The sequence below is a fragment of the Micromonospora sp. LZ34 genome, assembly GCF_052981855.1.
In genome coordinates, this window is record NZ_JBRIQN010000007.1 from 50,705 (window position 1) to 67,174 (window position 16,470).

The 16,470-nt window shown below is 75.7% G+C and carries 17 protein-coding genes and 1 pseudogene; 4 read left to right on the forward strand and 14 right to left on the reverse strand.

Translation table 11 applies throughout. The annotated features are described in order from the left end of the window. The first annotated feature begins 25 nt into the window (after positions 1-25). The 4 genes and pseudogenes from ACVCAH_RS10405 (at position 26) to ACVCAH_RS10420 (ending at position 3,460) form a co-directional block, all read left to right on the forward strand. Complete coding sequence (locus ACVCAH_RS10405) at positions 26-1,009, forward strand: carbohydrate ABC transporter permease (protein WP_447135860.1); 984 nt, start codon at positions 26-28, stop codon at positions 1,007-1,009. Next, positions 1,009-1,890, forward strand: a complete 882-nt coding sequence (locus ACVCAH_RS10410; RefSeq protein ID WP_447136008.1) for a carbohydrate ABC transporter permease — start codon at positions 1,009-1,011, stop codon at positions 1,888-1,890. The genes ACVCAH_RS10405 and ACVCAH_RS10410 overlap by 1 nt, the downstream gene beginning before the upstream one ends. After that, complete coding sequence (locus tag ACVCAH_RS10415; protein ID WP_447135861.1) at positions 1,874-2,536, forward strand: hypothetical protein; 663 nt, start codon at positions 1,874-1,876, stop codon at positions 2,534-2,536. Before ACVCAH_RS10410 ends, ACVCAH_RS10415 begins: the two co-directional genes overlap by 17 nt. Positions 2,537-2,625: 89 nt before the next feature. Next, positions 2,626-3,460, forward strand: a pseudogene (locus ACVCAH_RS10420) (DUF6807 domain-containing protein). Between the two features lie 28 nt (positions 3,461-3,488). Here ACVCAH_RS10420 and ACVCAH_RS10425 read toward each other — a convergent pair. From ACVCAH_RS10425 to ACVCAH_RS10490, 14 genes are all read right to left on the reverse strand, one after another. Further along, positions 3,489-4,259, reverse strand: coding sequence for a hypothetical protein (locus ACVCAH_RS10425; RefSeq protein WP_447135862.1), 771 nt, complete (start codon positions 4,257-4,259; stop codon positions 3,489-3,491). 29 nt (positions 4,260-4,288) lie between these two features. After that, a complete protein-coding gene (locus ACVCAH_RS10430; protein WP_447135863.1) occupies positions 4,289-4,750 on the reverse strand; it encodes a hypothetical protein in 462 nt (153 codons plus the stop codon). Positions 4,751-4,826: 76 nt separating this feature from the next. Beyond that, a complete protein-coding gene (locus ACVCAH_RS10435) occupies positions 4,827-5,753 on the reverse strand; it encodes a hypothetical protein (protein ID WP_447135864.1) in 927 nt (308 codons plus the stop codon). Further along, a complete protein-coding gene (locus tag ACVCAH_RS10440; RefSeq protein ID WP_447135865.1) occupies positions 5,750-6,268 on the reverse strand; it encodes a phage tail protein in 519 nt (172 codons plus the stop codon). The genes ACVCAH_RS10435 and ACVCAH_RS10440 overlap by 4 nt, the downstream gene beginning before the upstream one ends. Continuing rightward, on the reverse strand, positions 6,249-8,909 hold the full coding sequence (locus tag ACVCAH_RS10445) for a putative baseplate assembly protein (RefSeq protein ID WP_447135866.1): 2,661 nt from the start codon (positions 8,907-8,909) through the stop codon (positions 6,249-6,251). The genes ACVCAH_RS10440 and ACVCAH_RS10445 overlap by 20 nt, the downstream gene beginning before the upstream one ends. Continuing rightward, a complete protein-coding gene (locus tag ACVCAH_RS10450; protein ID WP_447135867.1) occupies positions 8,906-9,337 on the reverse strand; it encodes a GPW/gp25 family protein in 432 nt (143 codons plus the stop codon). The genes ACVCAH_RS10445 and ACVCAH_RS10450 overlap by 4 nt, the downstream gene beginning before the upstream one ends. Continuing rightward, positions 9,334-9,672, reverse strand: coding sequence for a hypothetical protein (locus ACVCAH_RS10455; protein ID WP_447135868.1), 339 nt, complete (start codon positions 9,670-9,672; stop codon positions 9,334-9,336). The genes ACVCAH_RS10450 and ACVCAH_RS10455 overlap by 4 nt, the downstream gene beginning before the upstream one ends. Further along, complete coding sequence (locus tag ACVCAH_RS10460) at positions 9,672-11,267, reverse strand: phage baseplate assembly protein V (protein ID WP_447135869.1); 1,596 nt, start codon at positions 11,265-11,267, stop codon at positions 9,672-9,674. Before ACVCAH_RS10460 ends, ACVCAH_RS10455 begins: the two co-directional genes overlap by 1 nt. Further along, entirely contained in the window at positions 11,264-12,022 is a 759-nt protein-coding gene (locus ACVCAH_RS10465) for a CIS tube protein (RefSeq protein WP_447135870.1), read from the reverse strand. The genes ACVCAH_RS10460 and ACVCAH_RS10465 overlap by 4 nt, the downstream gene beginning before the upstream one ends. Beyond that, positions 12,022-12,390 (reverse strand): hypothetical protein, encoded by a 369-nt coding sequence (locus ACVCAH_RS10470; RefSeq protein ID WP_447135871.1) that lies wholly within the window; start codon positions 12,388-12,390, stop codon positions 12,022-12,024. The genes ACVCAH_RS10465 and ACVCAH_RS10470 overlap by 1 nt, the downstream gene beginning before the upstream one ends. 1,025 nt (positions 12,391-13,415) lie before the next feature. Beyond that, positions 13,416-13,895: a phage tail protein gene (locus ACVCAH_RS10475; protein ID WP_447135872.1), complete on the reverse strand. Its 480-nt coding sequence runs from the start codon at positions 13,893-13,895 to the stop codon at positions 13,416-13,418. Between the two features lies 1 nt (position 13,896). Next, on the reverse strand, positions 13,897-15,147 hold the full coding sequence (locus ACVCAH_RS10480; protein WP_447135873.1) for a phage tail sheath family protein: 1,251 nt from the start codon (positions 15,145-15,147) through the stop codon (positions 13,897-13,899). Positions 15,148-15,166: 19 nt separating this feature from the next. Further along, positions 15,167-15,865, reverse strand: coding sequence for a carboxypeptidase-like regulatory domain-containing protein (locus ACVCAH_RS10485; RefSeq protein ID WP_447135874.1), 699 nt, complete (start codon positions 15,863-15,865; stop codon positions 15,167-15,169). After that, the gene (locus tag ACVCAH_RS10490; RefSeq protein WP_447135875.1) at positions 15,862-16,470 is read right to left on the reverse strand and encodes a glycine zipper family protein; all 609 of its coding nucleotides are present in this window, start codon (positions 16,468-16,470) and stop codon (positions 15,862-15,864) included. The genes ACVCAH_RS10485 and ACVCAH_RS10490 overlap by 4 nt, the downstream gene beginning before the upstream one ends.

Consider the following 16,470-nt stretch of genomic DNA (forward strand, 5'->3'; position numbering starts at 1 on the left):
ACGTCGTCCGGAGAGGAGCCGGCTCGTGGCCCTGACCACGGCGCCCGACCCGACCCGCCGCGGCCCCGGATCCGTCCGGCCCCGCGCCAACCGGCGCGGGCCCGGGCGGGCCCGGCACAGCGAAGGTCTGGCGGGGTACGTCTTCCTGTCGCCCTGGCTCATCGGCCTGATGGCCGTCACGGCGATCCCGATGCTGCTGTCGCTCTACCTCAGCTTCACCAACTACGACATCCTCACGCTCTGGTCCGAGGTGGAGTGGGTGGGGCTGGCCAACTACGAGCGGATGTTCACCGCCGACCCCTCGTGGTGGCACTCGGTCCGGGTGACGCTGACCTTCGCGCTGGTCGCCGTGCCGCTGAAGCTGGCCGCCGCGCTCGGGGTGGCGCTGCTGCTCAACCGGGCCTGGCGGGGCGTCGGCCTGTTCCGCGGGTTGTTCTACCTGCCGTCGCTGCTCGGCGGCAGCGTCGCGCTGGCCATCGTCTGGGTCAACATGTTCAACCGGGACGGCGCGTTCAACTCCTTCCTCGCCCTCTTCGGCATCACCGGCAAGCCCTGGGTCAACGACCCGGACTGGGCGCTGCAGACCCTGATGGTGCTGGCCATCTGGCAGTTCGGCGCACCGATGGTGATCTTCCTGGCCGGGCTCAAGCAGGTGCCCACCGAGCTGTACGAGGCGGCCGCGGTCGACGGCGCCGGCCGGTGGCGGCAGTTCGTCAACGTCACCCTGCCGATGCTCTCCCCGGTCATCTTCTTCAACCTGGTGCTGGAGACCATCAACGGCTTCCAGGGCTTCACCGCCGCGTTCGTGCTCAGCAACGGCACCGGCGGGCCGGTCGACTCGACGCTGATGTACACGCTCAACCTCTACATCACCGGCTTCACGGACCTGGAGATGGGCTACGCCTCCGCGATGGCCTGGGTCTTCCTGGTCGCCATCGCGGTGATCACGGTGATCTTCTTCAGCACCGGGCGGTTCTGGGTGCACTACTCGGACGGGGAGGACCGGTGATGGTGGCGGTGACCACGCGCCCGGTGGCGGCCGGCACCCGACGGCCGCGCAGCCGCTCGGCGCTGCGGCTGCTGGTGCTGCTGGTGCTGCTGGCGGTGGTGCTCTACCCGCTGGTCTGGATGCTCGGCACCTCGGTGAAGAGCCAGCAGGAGATCGTCAACAACATCGGCCTGCTGCCGGAGCGGTTCACCCCGGGCAACTACACCGACGGCTGGACCAACTTCGACGTCAGCTTCGGCCGGTTCTTCCTCAACAGCGCCATGGTCAGCCTGCTCACCGTGGTCGGCAACGGGGTGTCCTGCCTGTTCGCCGCGTACGCCTTCGCCCGGCTGCGGTTCCGGCTGCGCGGCGTCTGGTTCGCCGTCATGATCGGTACCCTGCTGCTGCCCGGGCACGTGCTGATCGTGCCGCAGTACATCCTCTTCCGCAGCCTCGGCCTGGTCGGCGGCGAGTGGCCGTACCTGCCGCTGCTGGTGCCGCAGTTCCTGGCCACCGAGGCGTTCTTCGTCTTCCTCATGGTGCAGTTCATGCGGGGCATCCCGCGCGAGCTGGACGAGGCGGCCAAGATCGACGGAGCGAACGCGTTCGGCATCTTCCGGCACGTCATCCTGCCGCTGAGCCGCCCGGCGCTGGTCACCACCGCGATCTTCTCGTTCATCTGGACCTGGAACGATTTCTTCCGGCAACTGGTCTTCCTCTCCGACCTGGAGGACTACACCGTGCCGGTGGCGCTGACCCTGTTCATCGACTCGACCAGCCAGAGCGCGGTCGGCCCGATGTTCGCCATGTCGGTGCTGTCGCTGCTGCCGGTCTTCGGGTTCTTCGTGGCCTTCCAGCGGATGCTCGTCGAGGGGATCAACACCAGTGGCCTCAAGGGATGAACCGGCCCGGAACGCCCGTGATCCGGTCTCCGCGCCGCCGGGCGGCGCCGCGGACCGGACGACGCGCGACTGGCGCGACGTGCTCGCCGACGCCGCCGACCTGGCCCTGCTCGGCATCCTGCTGACCGCGGCCGCGCTGCCGCTGCTGACCGCCGCCGCCGCGGCGGCCACCGCCAGCGCCGCGGTGCACGACCGGTTCAGCACCGGTGGGTGGCCGTCGGCGCGGCGAACCCTGGCCCGGTTCGGCCGGGCCGTGCCGGCCGGCGTGCCGGTGTCCCTGCTCGCCGTGGCCGGCGGCGGGCTGCTCGCCGCCGACCTGGCCGCGCTGGCCACCGGGCGGGTCCCCGGCGGGACGCCCGCGCTGGCGGTCACCGCGCTGGTCGCGGTCGCCGTCGCGGGCTACGCCGGGCTGGTCGTGGTCGAGGTGGGCCGTACCGGGGGGCGGTGGCGGTCCGCCGCCCGGTCCGCCGCCCGCACCTGCCTCGACCACCCGGCCCGCTGGACCGCGCTGGCCGGGACGGCCGGGGTGGCCCTCCTGCTCGCCGCCCTGGTCACCCCGGTCGCCGTGCCGATCCTCGCCGGCTACACGCTGGCCGCCCTGCACGCGGTCGCCCGCCGTCCCGCCGCCCGCCCGGAACCGTCGTGACCGCGGCACCGCGCCCCGCCGGTCCGGACGCCGTCGACGGCGACCGTCCGCGGCTGCTGGTCGACGGCGTCGAGGTGGCCCGGTACCAGGTGGCGCCCGGGCTGGACGCCCGGCACGGTCCCCGGCCGTACCTGCACCCGGTGCGGACCCGGGCCGGCACGGTGGTGACCGACGCGCTCCCCGACGACCACGTCTGGCACCTCGGCGCCTCGCTGGCGGTGCAGGACGTCGACGGCACCAACCTGTGGGGCGGGCGCACCTACGTGCGGGACGTCGGCTAACCCTGGCGCGCCGACCACGGCCGGATCGCGCACACCGGCTGGCTGCACCGCTCGCCCGACCGGCTGGCACACCGCTTGGAGTGGCGGGACCCGGCCGGGGCGGTGCTGCTCACCGAGCGGCGCGCCCTCGGCGTCGCGGCGTTGCCCGGGCACCCCGGCGCGTGGCGGCTCGACCTCGACTACACGCTCACCGCGCCGCCCGGACGCCAGGTGCGGCTGGGCAGCCCGGCCACCAACGGCCGCCCCGGCGGCGCCGGCTACGGCGGCTTCTTCTGGCGCGCTGGCGGACCGGCCGCCGGCGGTGTTCACCGCGTCCGGGCAGGGGGAGGAGGCGGTCAACGGCTCCGCCGAGCCCTGGCTGGCGCTGCGCGCCGAGGCGGGCGGCGACGCGTACACCCTGGTCTTCACCGGGCTCGGCCCCGGCGACCGGTGGTTCGTCCGGGCGCGGATGTACCCGGGGGTGTGCGTGGCGTTCGCGTTCGACCGGCCCTGCGTGGTGCCCGCCGGGGCCGGGCGGAGCGGCCGGCACCGGGTCGCAATCGCCGACGGGGCGCTGGACCGGGACGCTGCCGCCGCACTGGCCGCGGCGCTCGACCCGCCCGCCGGCGTGCCGACCCGCGGCCCCGGCGGGAGCGGCCGGTGACGGCGCACGACCCCGCTGGCCGAACTGGTCAGCCGCGGGCCGGCGGGGGCTCGGTGAGGGCGCCGGTGACCCGGACGGCCTTGACGACGGCCGGGATCGAACCGATCAGCAGCACCAGCCCCCAGACCAGGGCGACCACCGCGAAGACCAGCGCGCCGACGTCGTCGAGGATGCTGACCAGGATCACCGGCACCAGCCGGTGCAGGAACTCCAGCGCGACCGTGCAGAGCAGCGTGGTCAGCACCAGCGCGACCAGGCCCTTGTTCTGCGCGAAGCGCGGCTGCGCGGCCACCAGCAGCCCGGCCCAGGCGAGCTTGAGCAGCAACACCAGCCCGAGCAGCAGCGCCGCCTCGCCGACCGGGAAGAACCCCCACAGCGCCAGGTAGGCGAGGGTGCCGAACGGCGCGGCCAGGAAGAGCGAGACCATCACGGACAGCTCGACGAAGGCGACCACCAGCGCGAGCACCGACACGATGATCAGCACGATCGAGAAGATCAGGGTGGCGACCCCCTGCACCCGGCCCTGGACGCGGTCCGGCAGCACCAGGCTCAGGCAGAACAGCCCGGTGGTCCAGACCGCCACCGCGTCGACGAGCGCCAGGTAGGTGGTACCGCGACCGGACGGCTCGGTGACCCCGGAGACGTCGCCCAGTTCCACGTCCAGATCCCCGGCGCTGTCCCGGAGCGCGGCGCCGGCGTCCCCGCCGCCGGTGAGCAGCCCGGCGCCGAGTTCCACCGCGATCGCCAGCACCACCGCCAGCATCGCCAGCAGCAGGAACGGCTTGCGCAACTCGCCCATGAGGGCCTCCTCCTCGCAGCCGGCGGCGGTCAGGACGGGGCGACGGTGACGGTGCAGGTGCCCAGGCCCGGGCAGCGCAGCAGGACGGCGGTCGGCCGGTCCACGGCGACCCGGACCACCGCGCCGCTGCCGTCGGCGGCCGGCTCGACGTCGTCCCGCACGGTGACGTCGACGTCCCCGGGCGCCGGCGCCTCGATGCTGAACGTGGCCGGGCTGCGCAGGACCAGCGTGCGCAGCCCACCCGGATCGGCGATCCGCAGCGCGCAGCCGCCGGAGAAGACCAGCCGGCCGGTTTCGACGGCGCAGTCCGCGGCGACCGTCGCCGGGTCCACCGCGGCCTGCTCGCCGCCGAACCGACCGAGCCGCTCCACCAGGCCCGACCGGGTGCCGGGGTCGCCCCGGTCGCCCCGGCCGGCGGCCACCGCGACCGCGAAGAGCACCACCAGCAGGACGCCGAGCGCGGCCAGCAGCGCCTTCTGCCGGCCGCTCATGCCGGCACTCCGCTGCGCTGCGTGCCGTCATGAGGCACCTTCGCGCTGAGCCTGATGATTCGCTCGCGATGCTCGCTCATCGGGTGTCCGCCGGCAGGACCTCGGTGAACCGGATCGCGTCGATCCCGGCGAAGTAGCGGTCGCTGCCCTGCGTCTTGCCGAGCACGAGCAGCGTGATCCGGTGCGGACCCGGGCCGAGCCGGATCGTGCCCACGTCGAGCCAGTCGGTCCGGACCACGGCCGGGGTGAAGCCGAGGAAGACCCCGCCGACCTGGGTGCCGTCGATGGTGAACACCGTGTTGGCGTAGTCGAACGACGTGGTGCGGACGGTGGCGAACCGCCAGGTGGCCTCCGCGGGCAGGGTCACCGTCACGCTCACCTGGTCGCCGATCGCCCGCCCCTGGAAGAACAGCTGCTCGTCCTGCGACCAGGTCACCCCGCAGCAGTTCGGCTGCCGCACCACGGTGGCCGCCGAACCCTGTGGCGACACCACCACCGCCGCGTCGACCAGGTCCTCCGCCTCCACGGTCACCACCCGCGGCTCGCCGGGCGCCGGGTCGCCGTCGCGGGTGACCAGGAAGACCACCACCGCCGAGGCGAGCAGCACCAGCGCCGCGGCCGCGGCAACCCACGGACACGGGGAACGCCGGCGCGCGACGACCGCCCGGACCTCGTAGGTGACCCGCCCGCTGGAGCGGGAACTCTCCTCCGGCGCGGTGTTCGCCGAGTACGCGAACCCGGTCATGTCGTAGCGGCGCGGCGCGGTGCCGGCCGGTACGACCAGCCGGACCAGGAACGACACCGAGCCCTGCCCGGGCACCACCCGCTGCGGCTCGGTGACGGTGAACCAGGAACGCTGGCTGCCCTCGCCCGGCGCCACGTCGAACACGACGGTGTCCGGCGCGACGCCGGGGTTGGAGACGGTGAAGGTCAGCTCGCCGGTGTTGCGGGCGTCCAGCGTGAACTGTTCGGCGGCCGCGACGACCGCCCACTCGGTGGTCATGAGGGCTCCTCTGCGACGACGATCTCGACGGTGGTCGATGCGGGCTTCTCCGCCTCGACGATGCGGGTGACCACGGCGAGCTGCTGCCCGGTGGCGGCCGCGGGCACCCGCACCACCACGTGGAACGGCCGGTCGGCCGGTTCCTCCAGCACGAAGCCGGGCAACCCGGTCGCCACCTCCAGCGCGAGGCGCAGCCCGTACGGGGTGCCGCGCCAGCGGGCCAGCAGCGCGCCGTGCGCCACCAGGTCCCGCAGCCGGCCCAGCGGCAGCGGCAGCGGGGCGTCCGGCCGGGGCGAGGCGACCACGTGGTCCATCGCCACCCAGCGGGTCAGCTGGACGACCATCGCGTCCGGCGCCCGGTACGGGGCGAAGAGCGCGTCCACGTCGGCCAGCACCGCCTCGTCCGGGGCGTGCAGCGCCTCCATCACGTCCAGCAGTGCCCACAGCACGCTGCCCGGCACGCACGCCCGCTGGTAGGCCGCGGGCAGCAGCCGCTCAATCGCCGCGCGTCGCATCCTGCCGCACCACCTCGATGTCGTGCTCGCCGGAGCAGAGCAGCCAGGTGTCGGGAACGGTCACCACGTCCGCGGTGGCCTGGTTGGCGCTGGCCGACCAGTCGACGGCGTCGCCGCTGCGGTACACCCCGCGCTCGCCGCCGGCCAGCACCAGCCGGTCCGGCCCGCCGGTGGCGGCGATCGCGTCCACCGGCAGGAACCGGGTGCGGTCCCGCAGCGGCAGCCCGCAGTTGACCATCACCGGCGCCCACTGCGGCTGCCCGGCCAGGGTGTCCAGCCGGAGCACTCCGCCGCTCTGCGTGGCGGCGACCGCCAGCGGGCCGGCGAAGGCCAGGTCCCGGCAGGTGCCGCCGATCCAGCCGGCCTGTACGGCCTGCCACTGCACGTCCGACTCGAACAGCCGGGTGCGGTAGCAGCCCTGGCCGGGCTTCTTCGGATCCGGCTCGCCGGTGCCGCTCCACAGCAGCGTGGCCGGGCCGTCGTACTGCACGGCGAGGACGCGGTTGTCCACGTTGGCCAGCCCGACGTGGCCGAAAGTGCCCGGGCGGCCGGCCGCGGTGGACAGGTAGACGCCGAAGCCGGCCTGCGCGGCCACCGCCACCCCGGGCGCGCCCCGTTCGGAGACGAACGCGCGTACCGCGTAGAAGCCGCGGTCGGCGTCGGCCGGGTCGACCAGGATCTGCAACGGCACCGCGCCGGGCAGCAGGGACACCTCGTACAGCCCGGTGTCGGTGGCGACCAGCAGCGCGCCGGCGCCGTCCCGGTCGATCCAGGCCACGTCGGTGATCCGGGAGGCCAGGTCGGTCAGCAGCGACCAGGTCTCGCCCAGGTCGGTGCTCAGGTACACCCGCGACCCGCCGCCGGGGCGCAGGGTGACCGCGGCGACCGCGCCGGGGCGGGGCACGATGCCCGGGCGGACCGGGGCCGGGGCGGGCGCCACCCGCAGCACCGTCTCCCCGTCGAACCGGCCGGCCGGCTCCCAGCCCGCGCCGGCGTTGGTGGAGCGGAACAGCACCGGCCCGCGCCCGGCGTACCAGGTGCGCGGCTGGTACTGGTCCACCGCCACCGCGCTGACCTGCCCGTCGGGCGCCTCGTCGACCACGAAGCGGACCGACTCCACGTACCGCACCCCCGGCTCGGCGTGTTCCAGCAACCGGTACACGTTCGAGGCGCGCAGCGGCTCGCCGAACGCCCAGCCGGTCGGGTTGAGCGGGGTGGGCAGCGGGCTGAGCGTCTGGTGCAGCCGGTCGTGGATGCGGCGGCGGACCGCGTCGGCGTCCTCCTCACGGCGCACCACCACCCGGGCCCGGATCGACACCGCCTTGTAGCGGGCCCAGCCGGCCCGGCAACTGGTGCCCAGCGCCCGCCGCCGGTCCAGGTCGGCCGCGACCCGGGCCCGGGCCTCCTCGACCTCGTGCTCGCGCAGCACCGTCACCGGCAGCCGGCCGCCCGGTCGGGCCGCCGCCGGCACGTACGGCACTAGCACCACCTCCACCTCGCCCGGGCGGGCGAAGCTGTAGACGGCGGCGCGGGTGAACGCCCGGGCCCGGGCCACCGCGCCGGAGCCGGCGGCGAGCACCTCGTAGTCGCGGGCGGTCACCGCCCGCTGCTGGGCGAAGAACTCGTACGGGCCGCGGAGCAGGGCCGACTCCAGCGACTCCCGCTCCCGCCCGCCGCCGGCCGGCGCCGGGTTCTCCACCCGCACCCCGGGCAACGGGTCACGCAGGCTGGTCAGCGTGCCGGCCGCCACGTTGCCGGCCGGTCCGCCGCCGGCCCGGTACCAGAGCCGGATCTGCCGCCCGGCCGGCGGCACCGCCGCCACGGTCACCGGCCCGGCGCCCGCGCCCGGGTCCGCGGGTCCGGCGGCGGCCGGGCCGGCCGGGTCGGCCGGGTCGCCGCCGGCGGGGCCGTCGGGCGGCGGGTCGCGCAGGTCCAGGGCGGGGGCGAAGGTGACCGTGCCGGAGCAGCGGTCGACCAGGTAGACCCGGGCCTGCGGGCCGACGCCGGCGAAGCTGTCCACCGGCCGCCAGATCTCGAAGGTGCGCCCCTCGTGCTCGCGGGCCGCGGCGCCCAGCTCCACCGACCCGGCCGGCACCTCTACGCCGAGCAGCAGGTCCAGTGGCTCGGCGGTGCGCGCCAGCGGCGCCCGGGCGGCGCGCAGCACCTGGCCGGGCTGCCCGGTGCCGACCCCGAGCAGCTCCGCCTCGACCGGCTCGCAGTGATGCATCCGGACGGTCACCTCGGACTGCCCGGCGGGCAGCAGCGCCGGCTCGGTGGTGACGAAGACGACCGGCCGGGGGTCGGCGCCGCGGGCCGCGGCGACCCGGGTGGCGGCCGGGATCCGGATCGGGCCGTGGTCGCCGCCGGTACGGGTGAACCGGACGTCCGCCCAGGCCACCGACGGCGCGTGCCGGGTCACCCCGAGCAGGTTGAGGAACGACACGTACGCCTTCTCCGGCAGCTGGTTCAGCCGGTAGATCATCACCTCGGTGAGGTACGCGAACGCCTCCACCAGAGCGATTCCCGGGTCGTGCGCGGACAGGTCGGTCCAGCCCGGGCAGGACTGGCGGATCCGCTCCCGGGCCTCGGTGACCAGGTCGAGGAAGGTCCGGTCGTCCAGGTGCGGCACGGGCAGGGTCATGACGGCGCTCCCTCCACGCGGTCGGCGGGCAGCAGGTCGACCGAGAAGACCAGCTGGCCGGGAGCCAGGCTGGCCCGGATCCGGTAGTCCAGCCGGATCACCAACCGCCACGGGTCGTCCGGGTCCGGGCCGGCGTCCACGTCGACCACCTCGACCCGCGGCTCCCACCGGGCGATGGCCTGCCGGACGTAGTGGATGGCCAGCCCGGCGGTGGTGTCGTCGTTCGGCGCGAAGACCAGCCGGTGCAGCCGGGACCCGTAGCCGGGTCGCATCAACCGCTCGCCGGGGGTGGTCGACAGCAGCAGGAACAGCGCCTGGCGGACCGTCTCGTCGCCCTCGGTCATGGCCAGCCCACCGGCGGCGGTCAGCGCGAGCCCGCCGGTACGACCCGCGTCGAAACCAGCGCCGACGAACCGGAACGCCCTCACCGGTCGGCTCCCAGGAACCGCTGGCGCGGGTCGCGCACCCGGTGGTGGACCAGGCCGGGCGGGGTGCCGTCGGTGAACCCGTCCAGGTGCGACAGCACCACCCGGTGGCCGTCCACCCGCAGCCAGTCGCTGTAGCCGACCCGCACCCGAAGCGTCTTCGCGCAGGGCTTGATCGTCGGCCCGTAGTTCGGGCAGGCGGTGATCTCCCGCCCCTCCGGGTCGGCGTCGACCAGCACCGGTACGCCGGACACGGTGACCCACCGTTGCGAGGCCCGGTTCGTCACCCGGCCGTCGTGGTCGCACCTGATCAGCGAGTCGCGGTGGATCCAACGCATCAGCCACCTCCCTCGTGCTGGGCGCGGGCCAGGGTCCGGGCCCGCTCGGCGGCCGTCTCCGCGTCCTCGGCCGCCTCGGCGTGCAGGAAGTCCACGCTGCGCGCCCGGACCACCATCGCCCGGCCGGGCGCGGAGAGCACCAGGTCGCTCGCCGCGTGCAGGGTGGCCAGCTCCGGGGTCAGCTCCAGCCAGCTGCCGCCGTCGGTGGCCAGCCGCAGCCGCCGGCCGGCGTCGTCCACCACGATCGACTGCCCACCCGCGGTACGCAGCGACCAGCGGCCCGCGCGTCCCTCGTGGATCCCCGCGTCGTACGGCTCGACCGCGCCGAACAGCGAGCCGAGCACGACGCCGGACGCCGGCTCGCCCCCGGGCAGCGCCACCAGCACCGTGTCCTGTGGGTCGGGCAGCGCCACGATCCCCTTGCCCCGCCCGGCGCCCGGGCAGAGCACCCCGAGCCACCCGGCGTCCAGCCCCCCGTACGCGGGCAGCTCGACCCGGACCCGGCCCAGGCCCTCCGGGTCGGCGACGTCGGTGACCGTGCCGAGGGTGAGCATCGCCGGGGCGGGCGGCCCGGCCGGCGGCGGCGGTGGCGGGGCGGTGCCGAACCGGGTCAGGTGGCCGTTGGCGTCGACGGTGTGCACCACCTCGGTGAGCACGTAGGTGCCCTCGGCCGGCGTGGCCACCCCAGCCAGCGCGATCCGCCGGCCCGGGCGCAGCGCCAGATCGCCCTCGGCCACCCCGTCCGCGGTGACCAGGGCGGCGACCCGGGCGTCCAGGCCGGCCTGGGCCAGCGCGGCGAGTTCGTCGTCGCTGCGCCCGGGCTGGTCGACCGCGGTGCGCACCCCGTCCGCGCCGACGTCCGCCGGCTCCGGGTCGCCCGCGGTGCGCCGCCCGCAGCGCGGCGCGCCGGCCCGCTGGCTGATCGGTTCGGCCCGCTGCGGGTGCCAGCCCAGCGCCGCGCTGTCCCCGATGGCGCCGTCGACGTTGGTGGCCAGCCGCAGCGAGTACACCGACCGGCCCAGCTCCAGCGGGACCGGCTCGCCGTACCCCTCCAGCGTCACCAGGCGCAGCCGGTCACCGTCGGCGGCCAGGTGCAGCCCGGCCCGGCCGGCCACCTCCAGCAGCAGCTCCAGGTCGGTGTGCCGGTGCTGGGCCAGCCGCTCCAGCCGGGGCCCGTCGGCCTCCGCCGCCACGGTCAGCCCGACCTCGCCGCAGAGCTCCCGGGCCAGGTCGGCGGCGGTCACCGACTCGAACACCCGCAGCCGCTGCCGCTTGCGCAGCCGGTGCAGCGCGTCGTACGCCCGCACCCGGAGCAGCGCGGAGCCGTCCGCGGCGTACTCGACCTCGACGCAGGTGACCTCGCCGGCGAAGAGCGCCTCGGGCTGGTCGGCCAGCCGGACGTCGAGCGTGCCGCCGGTGCGTACCGGCGGGGTGAGCGCGGCCGTGCCGGGCGCGGTGGCGAGCGCGACCTCGCACTGGGTGGGCCGGTCGAGCCGGGCGGCCACCCGCACCGACACCACCCGCCGGGTCGCGCCGTCGGGCAGCGCCGCGCCGTCGAGCAGCACGGTGAGCGCGCGGGGCGCGGCAACGGTCACGGCGCACCTCCCGCCGCGGCGGGCGAAGGCGAACCGGCTGGCGCGGTGGGCGGCGGAACGGCCAGCGCGGTGCCGGCCGGCACGGTCAGCGGGTCGGTGATCCGGTTGTGCTCGGCCAGCAGCCGCCAGCGCAGCGGGGAACCGAGCGCGTCGTGGGCGAGCAGGTCGAACCGTACGCCCGAGTAGTCGGGCTGGGCCGCGCCGTCGCCGGCGGCCACCACGGCGGTGCCGGGCGCGGCGACCGGGGTGCCGGCGGCGGCGAGTTCCTCGGCGAACCCCTCCTGCGCCCGGTCGGCCGACTCGGCCACCCGGACCAGCTTGAGCCGCAGCCAGGACCGGCGGGGCGAGCCGGTCACGGTGAACGCGTCGAAGCGTTCCGCCACGGCGACGATCACCCCGGGCACGTTCCAGGTCTTGCCCCAGACCAGCCGCACCAGCGGGGGTCGCAGCCAGCCGTGCTCGGTGGCCGAGTTCTCCGCGAGCAGCCAGAGCGGCCGGGTGAGCACCCGCACGTCGGTCGGGCGGACCTGGCCCTCGGCGAAGTCGACGTCGAAGAGCAGGTCCAGCACGAGCTCGGTGCGCCCACCGCCGGTGAACACCAGCGGGTCGTCGGCGAGCCCGGCGCCGGTGAGCTGCCCGCCGGCCGCGCCCCGGGGCCGGATGCCGGCCAGCCGGGTCACCTGCACGGTCTCCGGGTTGAGCAGGCAGTCCACCCGGGCGCCGGTGGCGTCGATGAGGAAGGCGACCCGCTCCATCAGGCACCCGCCTGTTCCCGGTCCAACCGGCGCAGGTGCCCGTGGTCCAGGGCGTCCCCGGCCGACGTCCACAGTGCCCGGTCGTCCGGCAGGCGCGGCCACGGATCGCGGCCGCCGGGCGGCTCCGGCCACGGGTCGCCGCCGATCCGCGGCTCGGGACGAGGCCGGTCGCCGGTCATGGTCGGGTCGGGCAGCGCGGGCCAGGGTGGGGTGACCGTCGCGGCGCGGGCCGGCGGCCGAGCGCCGGACGGTGCGGCGGCGGACCCGGACGCCGTCGCGTCGGCGTGCGGTCGGACACCGCCGGGCTGCGGGAGCGTGGCCCGGACGGGTGGGGCCAGGACCAGGGGCCGAGCGGGGTCGACGGGCACCCGGGCGGCATCGGTGTGTGGTGTGGCGGGATGCGGCGGTGGAGCATCGGCGGCCGGCCGTGCGAACCGGAGCGCGGGGGAGGGCGCTCGGTTCTCCCTTTGCTCTGCTTCACTCCACGCAACAGTCCGCCCGGCGCTCCCGGAGTCCGCCGCACCCCACGCCGGAGCCCGACACGCTGACGTACCCGACGCGCCAGCCGCCCGCCCGTCGGACGGCGGGCGTTGCGGTGGTTGACGCAGAGCAAAGGACGCGGCGGGGCGGTGGTCGCCGGGCCGCGGTGGGACCGGTGGCGCGGGAACGGCGCCGGGCGACCTGGCCGGGGCCGCCGGCCGGACGGTTCCCGCGTCCGCGTTGGCCTGCGCCCCGGCCGGCCCTGCGGCCGGTGCGTCGCCGCCGGTCGGATCGGCTGGCGGCGCGTCGGCGGCCAGCCCTGGCTCCGGCTGTACCCGACCCGGTCGGGGACCCCGCTCGGCGGCTCCCGTCCGCGAGGCGAGGCCGGCGGGGCCGGTGCGGGGTGGCGCGCTGCGGTTGGGGTCCGGCGCCTCGGCCCGGCGGCCGCCCGAGCCGGGCAGGTCGCCCCGGGCCTCGGCGGCTGGGCTCCGGCGGTCGGCGTCCCCGGCGGCCAGGGCCACCGGTTCGCCGTCGTCGCCGCCGGGCAGGACGGCCGCGTCGGGCACGCCTAGCGACGGCCCGGCCGCGGCGACGCCGGGTACGGGGTCGGGGCCGAGCCGCAGGTCATGCAGCAGGCCGGGGGCGTGCGTGGCGACCAGGCGCAGCCAGTGCTCCGGCGGCTCGCCGGGGGGGGCGGCGGATCGGCCCGTCGGCGGGCCTCGCCGCCCCACCCGCCGAGCCGTCCGAACCGGACACCGGCCGGTGTCCGGGCCCGTCCCCGGGCTCGGCGCGGGCCGTGGCCGGGTCGGCGTGCTGGGCGCCCCGGCCGGTGGCGGTCGACTCGGCGAGGTCGAGCAGCCGGGCCAGGCGTTGGACCCCCGCCGCCGCGGACCGGAGCCGGTCGGCCAGCCAACTACGCGGGGGTCGGCGCGGCACCGCCGGTCTCCAGTTCCAGGCCCTCGTAGCGCAGCGTCAGCGCCGCGATGGCGATCTCCTGGCCGAGCGTGTTCAGGTGCGCGCCCAGCCAGCGCGTCGGCCACGCGTTGATCATGTTCCAGCGCAGCACCTCGGTGGTGCCGGCGGCGTCGAGCAGCACGATCGAGACGTTGCGCCGGCTCACCGTGCCCCGGGCCACGGCGTGCACCCAGTCCCACAGCTCCCGGCAGGCGGTGAGCCCGAAGTGCAACGTCACCGGCTCGTACTCGGCCTGGCCGGGGATCATCCGGATCCGGTCGTTGCCCTGCTCCCGGTAGGGCATCGCGGGGATGTTCATTTCCAGCCCGCTGACTTCGGTGAAGTGGCCGTTGGTGACGCCGTTGACGAGCAGCTTGAAGTTGTAGGCCCGGTACGGGTCGACCGGGGCGCCCGGCTGCGGGGTGGCCGTGGTCGGCATGTCAGCCTCCGATCGTCTCGGTCTCGGCGCCGCCGGCCCACTGGCTCAGCTTGAACACCACGAACTCCGCGGGCTTGACCACGGCGATGCCGATGTGGGCGACGACCATGCCGGCGTCGCGCACGTCCGACGGGTTGGTCTCCTCGTCGCACTTGACGAAGAACGCCTCCTCGGGCGTCCGCCCCAGCAGGGCGCCGTCGCGCCAGACCCGGGTGAGGAAGGCGCCGATGTCGCGGCGGATCGAGCGCCACAGCGAGAAGTCGTTCGGCTCGAAGACCATCCAGCGGGTGCCGTTGGCGATCGCCTGCTCGATGGCGATGGAGAGCCGCCGCACGTTCAGGTAGCGCCACTCGCTGGCCTCGGCGGCGAGCGTACGGGCACCCCAGACCCGGATGCCCTCGCCGGCGAAGTAGCGGATCACGTTGACCCCCTTGGGGTTGAGCACGTCGTGCTCGGGGCGGGTGACTAGGTAACCGAGGTCGACGGCGCCGCGTACCGGCTCGTTGGCCGGTGCCTTGTGCACCCCGCGCAGCGCGTCGGTGCGGGCCCAGATGCCGGCCATGTGCCCGCTCGGCGGGGTGAGCACCAGTTCGCCGCTGAGCGGGTCGCGGACCCGCAGCCAGGGGTAGTAGAAGGTGCCGAAGTCCGACTGCCGGGGCCGGCACGCCGCCGCCTCCCCGCCCGAGCCGCCGGAACCGCCCGACCCGGCGGAACCGGCCGAGCCGCCGGAGCCCTCGGCCGGCTTCGGGGGCTTGCCGCTGCTCGGCGTGGCCACCCGGGTCAGCGTCGAGATGTCGTCGACGTCCGGCGGCGGGTCGCAGATCGCCACCATGGTGCGGGTCCGCTCGGCCATGCTGAGCAGCGCCTCGTGCGACACCGGGTCGTGGAAGCCCGGAGCGGCCAGGATGGAGATCTCGTCGACCGCCTCCAGCAGCTGCAGGCCGGCGCGCCGCTGGCCGGTGCCGGTGATCGAGCCGTCCTCGCCGACGTTGACCACCCAGCAGCGGGTACCGCCGTTGTCCAGGAAGCCGAAGACGGCCCGGGCCAGCGGGGTGCTCTCCAGCCGGTCCCCGTCGGCGTAGAGCCGCAGGAAGTCCGACCAGTTGTTGACCGCCTGGGCCCGGCCGAGGTGGGCGCCCCGGTCCGGGGCGACCCCGACGAACGCGGCCGTGCTGGTGCCGACCGGTCCGATCGGGCGGGCGCCGCTGGGCACCTCCTCGACATAGATGCCGGGCGAGAAGTAGGTGGGCATCGGTCCTCCCGAGCTCGGGTCAGCGGGACGGTGGTGGGCAGACGATGACGATGTCGGGCTCGGCCGGGTCGACCTCAGCGGTGAGCACCTGGCCGCGGCTGGTGAGCCGGAGCCGCACCGGGCCGGGGCGGTCGGGGTCGTGCGGCACGCCGACCACCCGGAACCGGCCGGCGGGATCGGTGCGGGTCGCGTACGCCTGGCCGACCACCTCGACCCGGACGGCCGCGAGGGGCTGCTCGGCCGGGCCGACCACCCGCCCGTCGAAGGCCAGCATCTCCAGCTGCCGCAGCCGCAGCGGGGCCAGCACCGGCGGCGCCACCGTGCTGGGGTGGGTGACCTGCGCGGCCACGTCGATGAGCAGCGCCGGCCGGGGCCCGGTGCCGAACGCCTGCCAGAGCCGGGGGTCGCCGGCCTCCAGCACGACGGTGTGCGCGCCGCCGGCGGTCGCGGCGACGAGCACCCGGTCCAGCCCGGTCAGCGCGGCCGGGCCTCCGGCGCAGAGCAGGTAGCGGACGGTGAACCGGTACGGCTCGCGGGCGCCGCCGCTGCCCCGGGTCTGCCGGGCCGGGCGCAGCTCCAGCGGCCAGAGGGTCAGCCGCGCGCCGTCGTCGTCGGGCCGCGGCGGGCCGACCGGGACGGGTTCCCCCGCCGCCCCGGCCAGCCACGCCGCCAGCTCGGCGGTGGCCGTCTCGATCGGGCCGCGCCCACCGGTGGTCATCGCGGCGGGGTCCCCTGCACCCGGTAGGCGATGGCCTCGTTCCACACGTGCGGGTAGACGCCGATCTCGAAGTACCGGGTGAACCGGTTGATCGGCGCGTTGCTGTGGTCGTGGTAGAGCAACCAGACCGGGGCGATGGTGAACAGCACGTAGTTGGCGAGCACCAGCGGGATGTAGAGCGGGCCGAGGATGCGTGCCTGGAGGATGTGCACGTCCTCGTGCCGCTGGATGCCCGGGCCGGATCCGGCGCAGACGGTGCCGATCGTGGTGGCGTATCGGGGCGAGACGCCCTCGAGCACGTTGACCCGGCAGCTGTGCTGCGAGGTGGGCCGGTCCAGCGAGTGCCCGAAGACCAGGTGGACGGCCAGGTAGATCGCGCCGACCAGGGTGTTGAGCAGGCTCCAGGTGTGGTCGACGACGAACAGCAGGATCCCCTTCGGATCGGGGCCGTAGACCCGGGCCGAGGCGACCGCCCAGCCGAACACCCCGCCGACGAGCAGGCCGACCACCGCGCCGATCAGCAGCCCGACGGTGCCACCGGCCAGCTGGCCGAGGACGGCGCCGGTCGCCACGTGCACGACGGTGCTGACGATTCCGTAGATCAT

Bases quoted from the DNA above. Each gene is read 5' to 3' on its own strand.
- ACVCAH_RS10410 (WP_447136008.1), top strand. From the start codon at position 1,009: ATGGTGGCGGTGACCACGCGCCCGGTGGCGGCCGGCACCCGACGGCCG.
- ACVCAH_RS10425 (WP_447135862.1), bottom strand. From the start codon at position 4,259: ATGGGCGAGTTGCGCAAGCCGTTCCTGCTGCTGGCGATGCTGGCGGTG.
- ACVCAH_RS10430 (WP_447135863.1), bottom strand. From the start codon at position 4,750: ATGAGCGGCCGGCAGAAGGCGCTGCTGGCCGCGCTCGGCGTCCTGCTG.
- ACVCAH_RS10435 (WP_447135864.1), bottom strand. From the start codon at position 5,753: ATGACCACCGAGTGGGCGGTCGTCGCGGCCGCCGAACAGTTCACGCTG.
- ACVCAH_RS10440 (WP_447135865.1), bottom strand. From the start codon at position 6,268: ATGCGACGCGCGGCGATTGAGCGGCTGCTGCCCGCGGCCTACCAGCGG.
- ACVCAH_RS10445 (WP_447135866.1), bottom strand. From the start codon at position 8,909: ATGACCCTGCCCGTGCCGCACCTGGACGACCGGACCTTCCTCGACCTG.
- ACVCAH_RS10455 (WP_447135868.1), bottom strand. From the start codon at position 9,672: ATGCGTTGGATCCACCGCGACTCGCTGATCAGGTGCGACCACGACGGC.
- ACVCAH_RS10465 (WP_447135870.1), bottom strand. From the start codon at position 12,022: ATGGAGCGGGTCGCCTTCCTCATCGACGCCACCGGCGCCCGGGTGGAC.
- ACVCAH_RS10475 (WP_447135872.1), bottom strand. From the start codon at position 13,895: ATGCCGACCACGGCCACCCCGCAGCCGGGCGCCCCGGTCGACCCGTAC.
- ACVCAH_RS10480 (WP_447135873.1), bottom strand. From the start codon at position 15,147: ATGCCCACCTACTTCTCGCCCGGCATCTATGTCGAGGAGGTGCCCAGC.
- ACVCAH_RS10485 (WP_447135874.1), bottom strand. From the start codon at position 15,865: ATGACCACCGGTGGGCGCGGCCCGATCGAGACGGCCACCGCCGAGCTG.
- ACVCAH_RS10490 (WP_447135875.1), bottom strand. From the start codon at position 16,470: ATGATCTACGGAATCGTCAGCACCGTCGTGCACGTGGCGACCGGCGCC.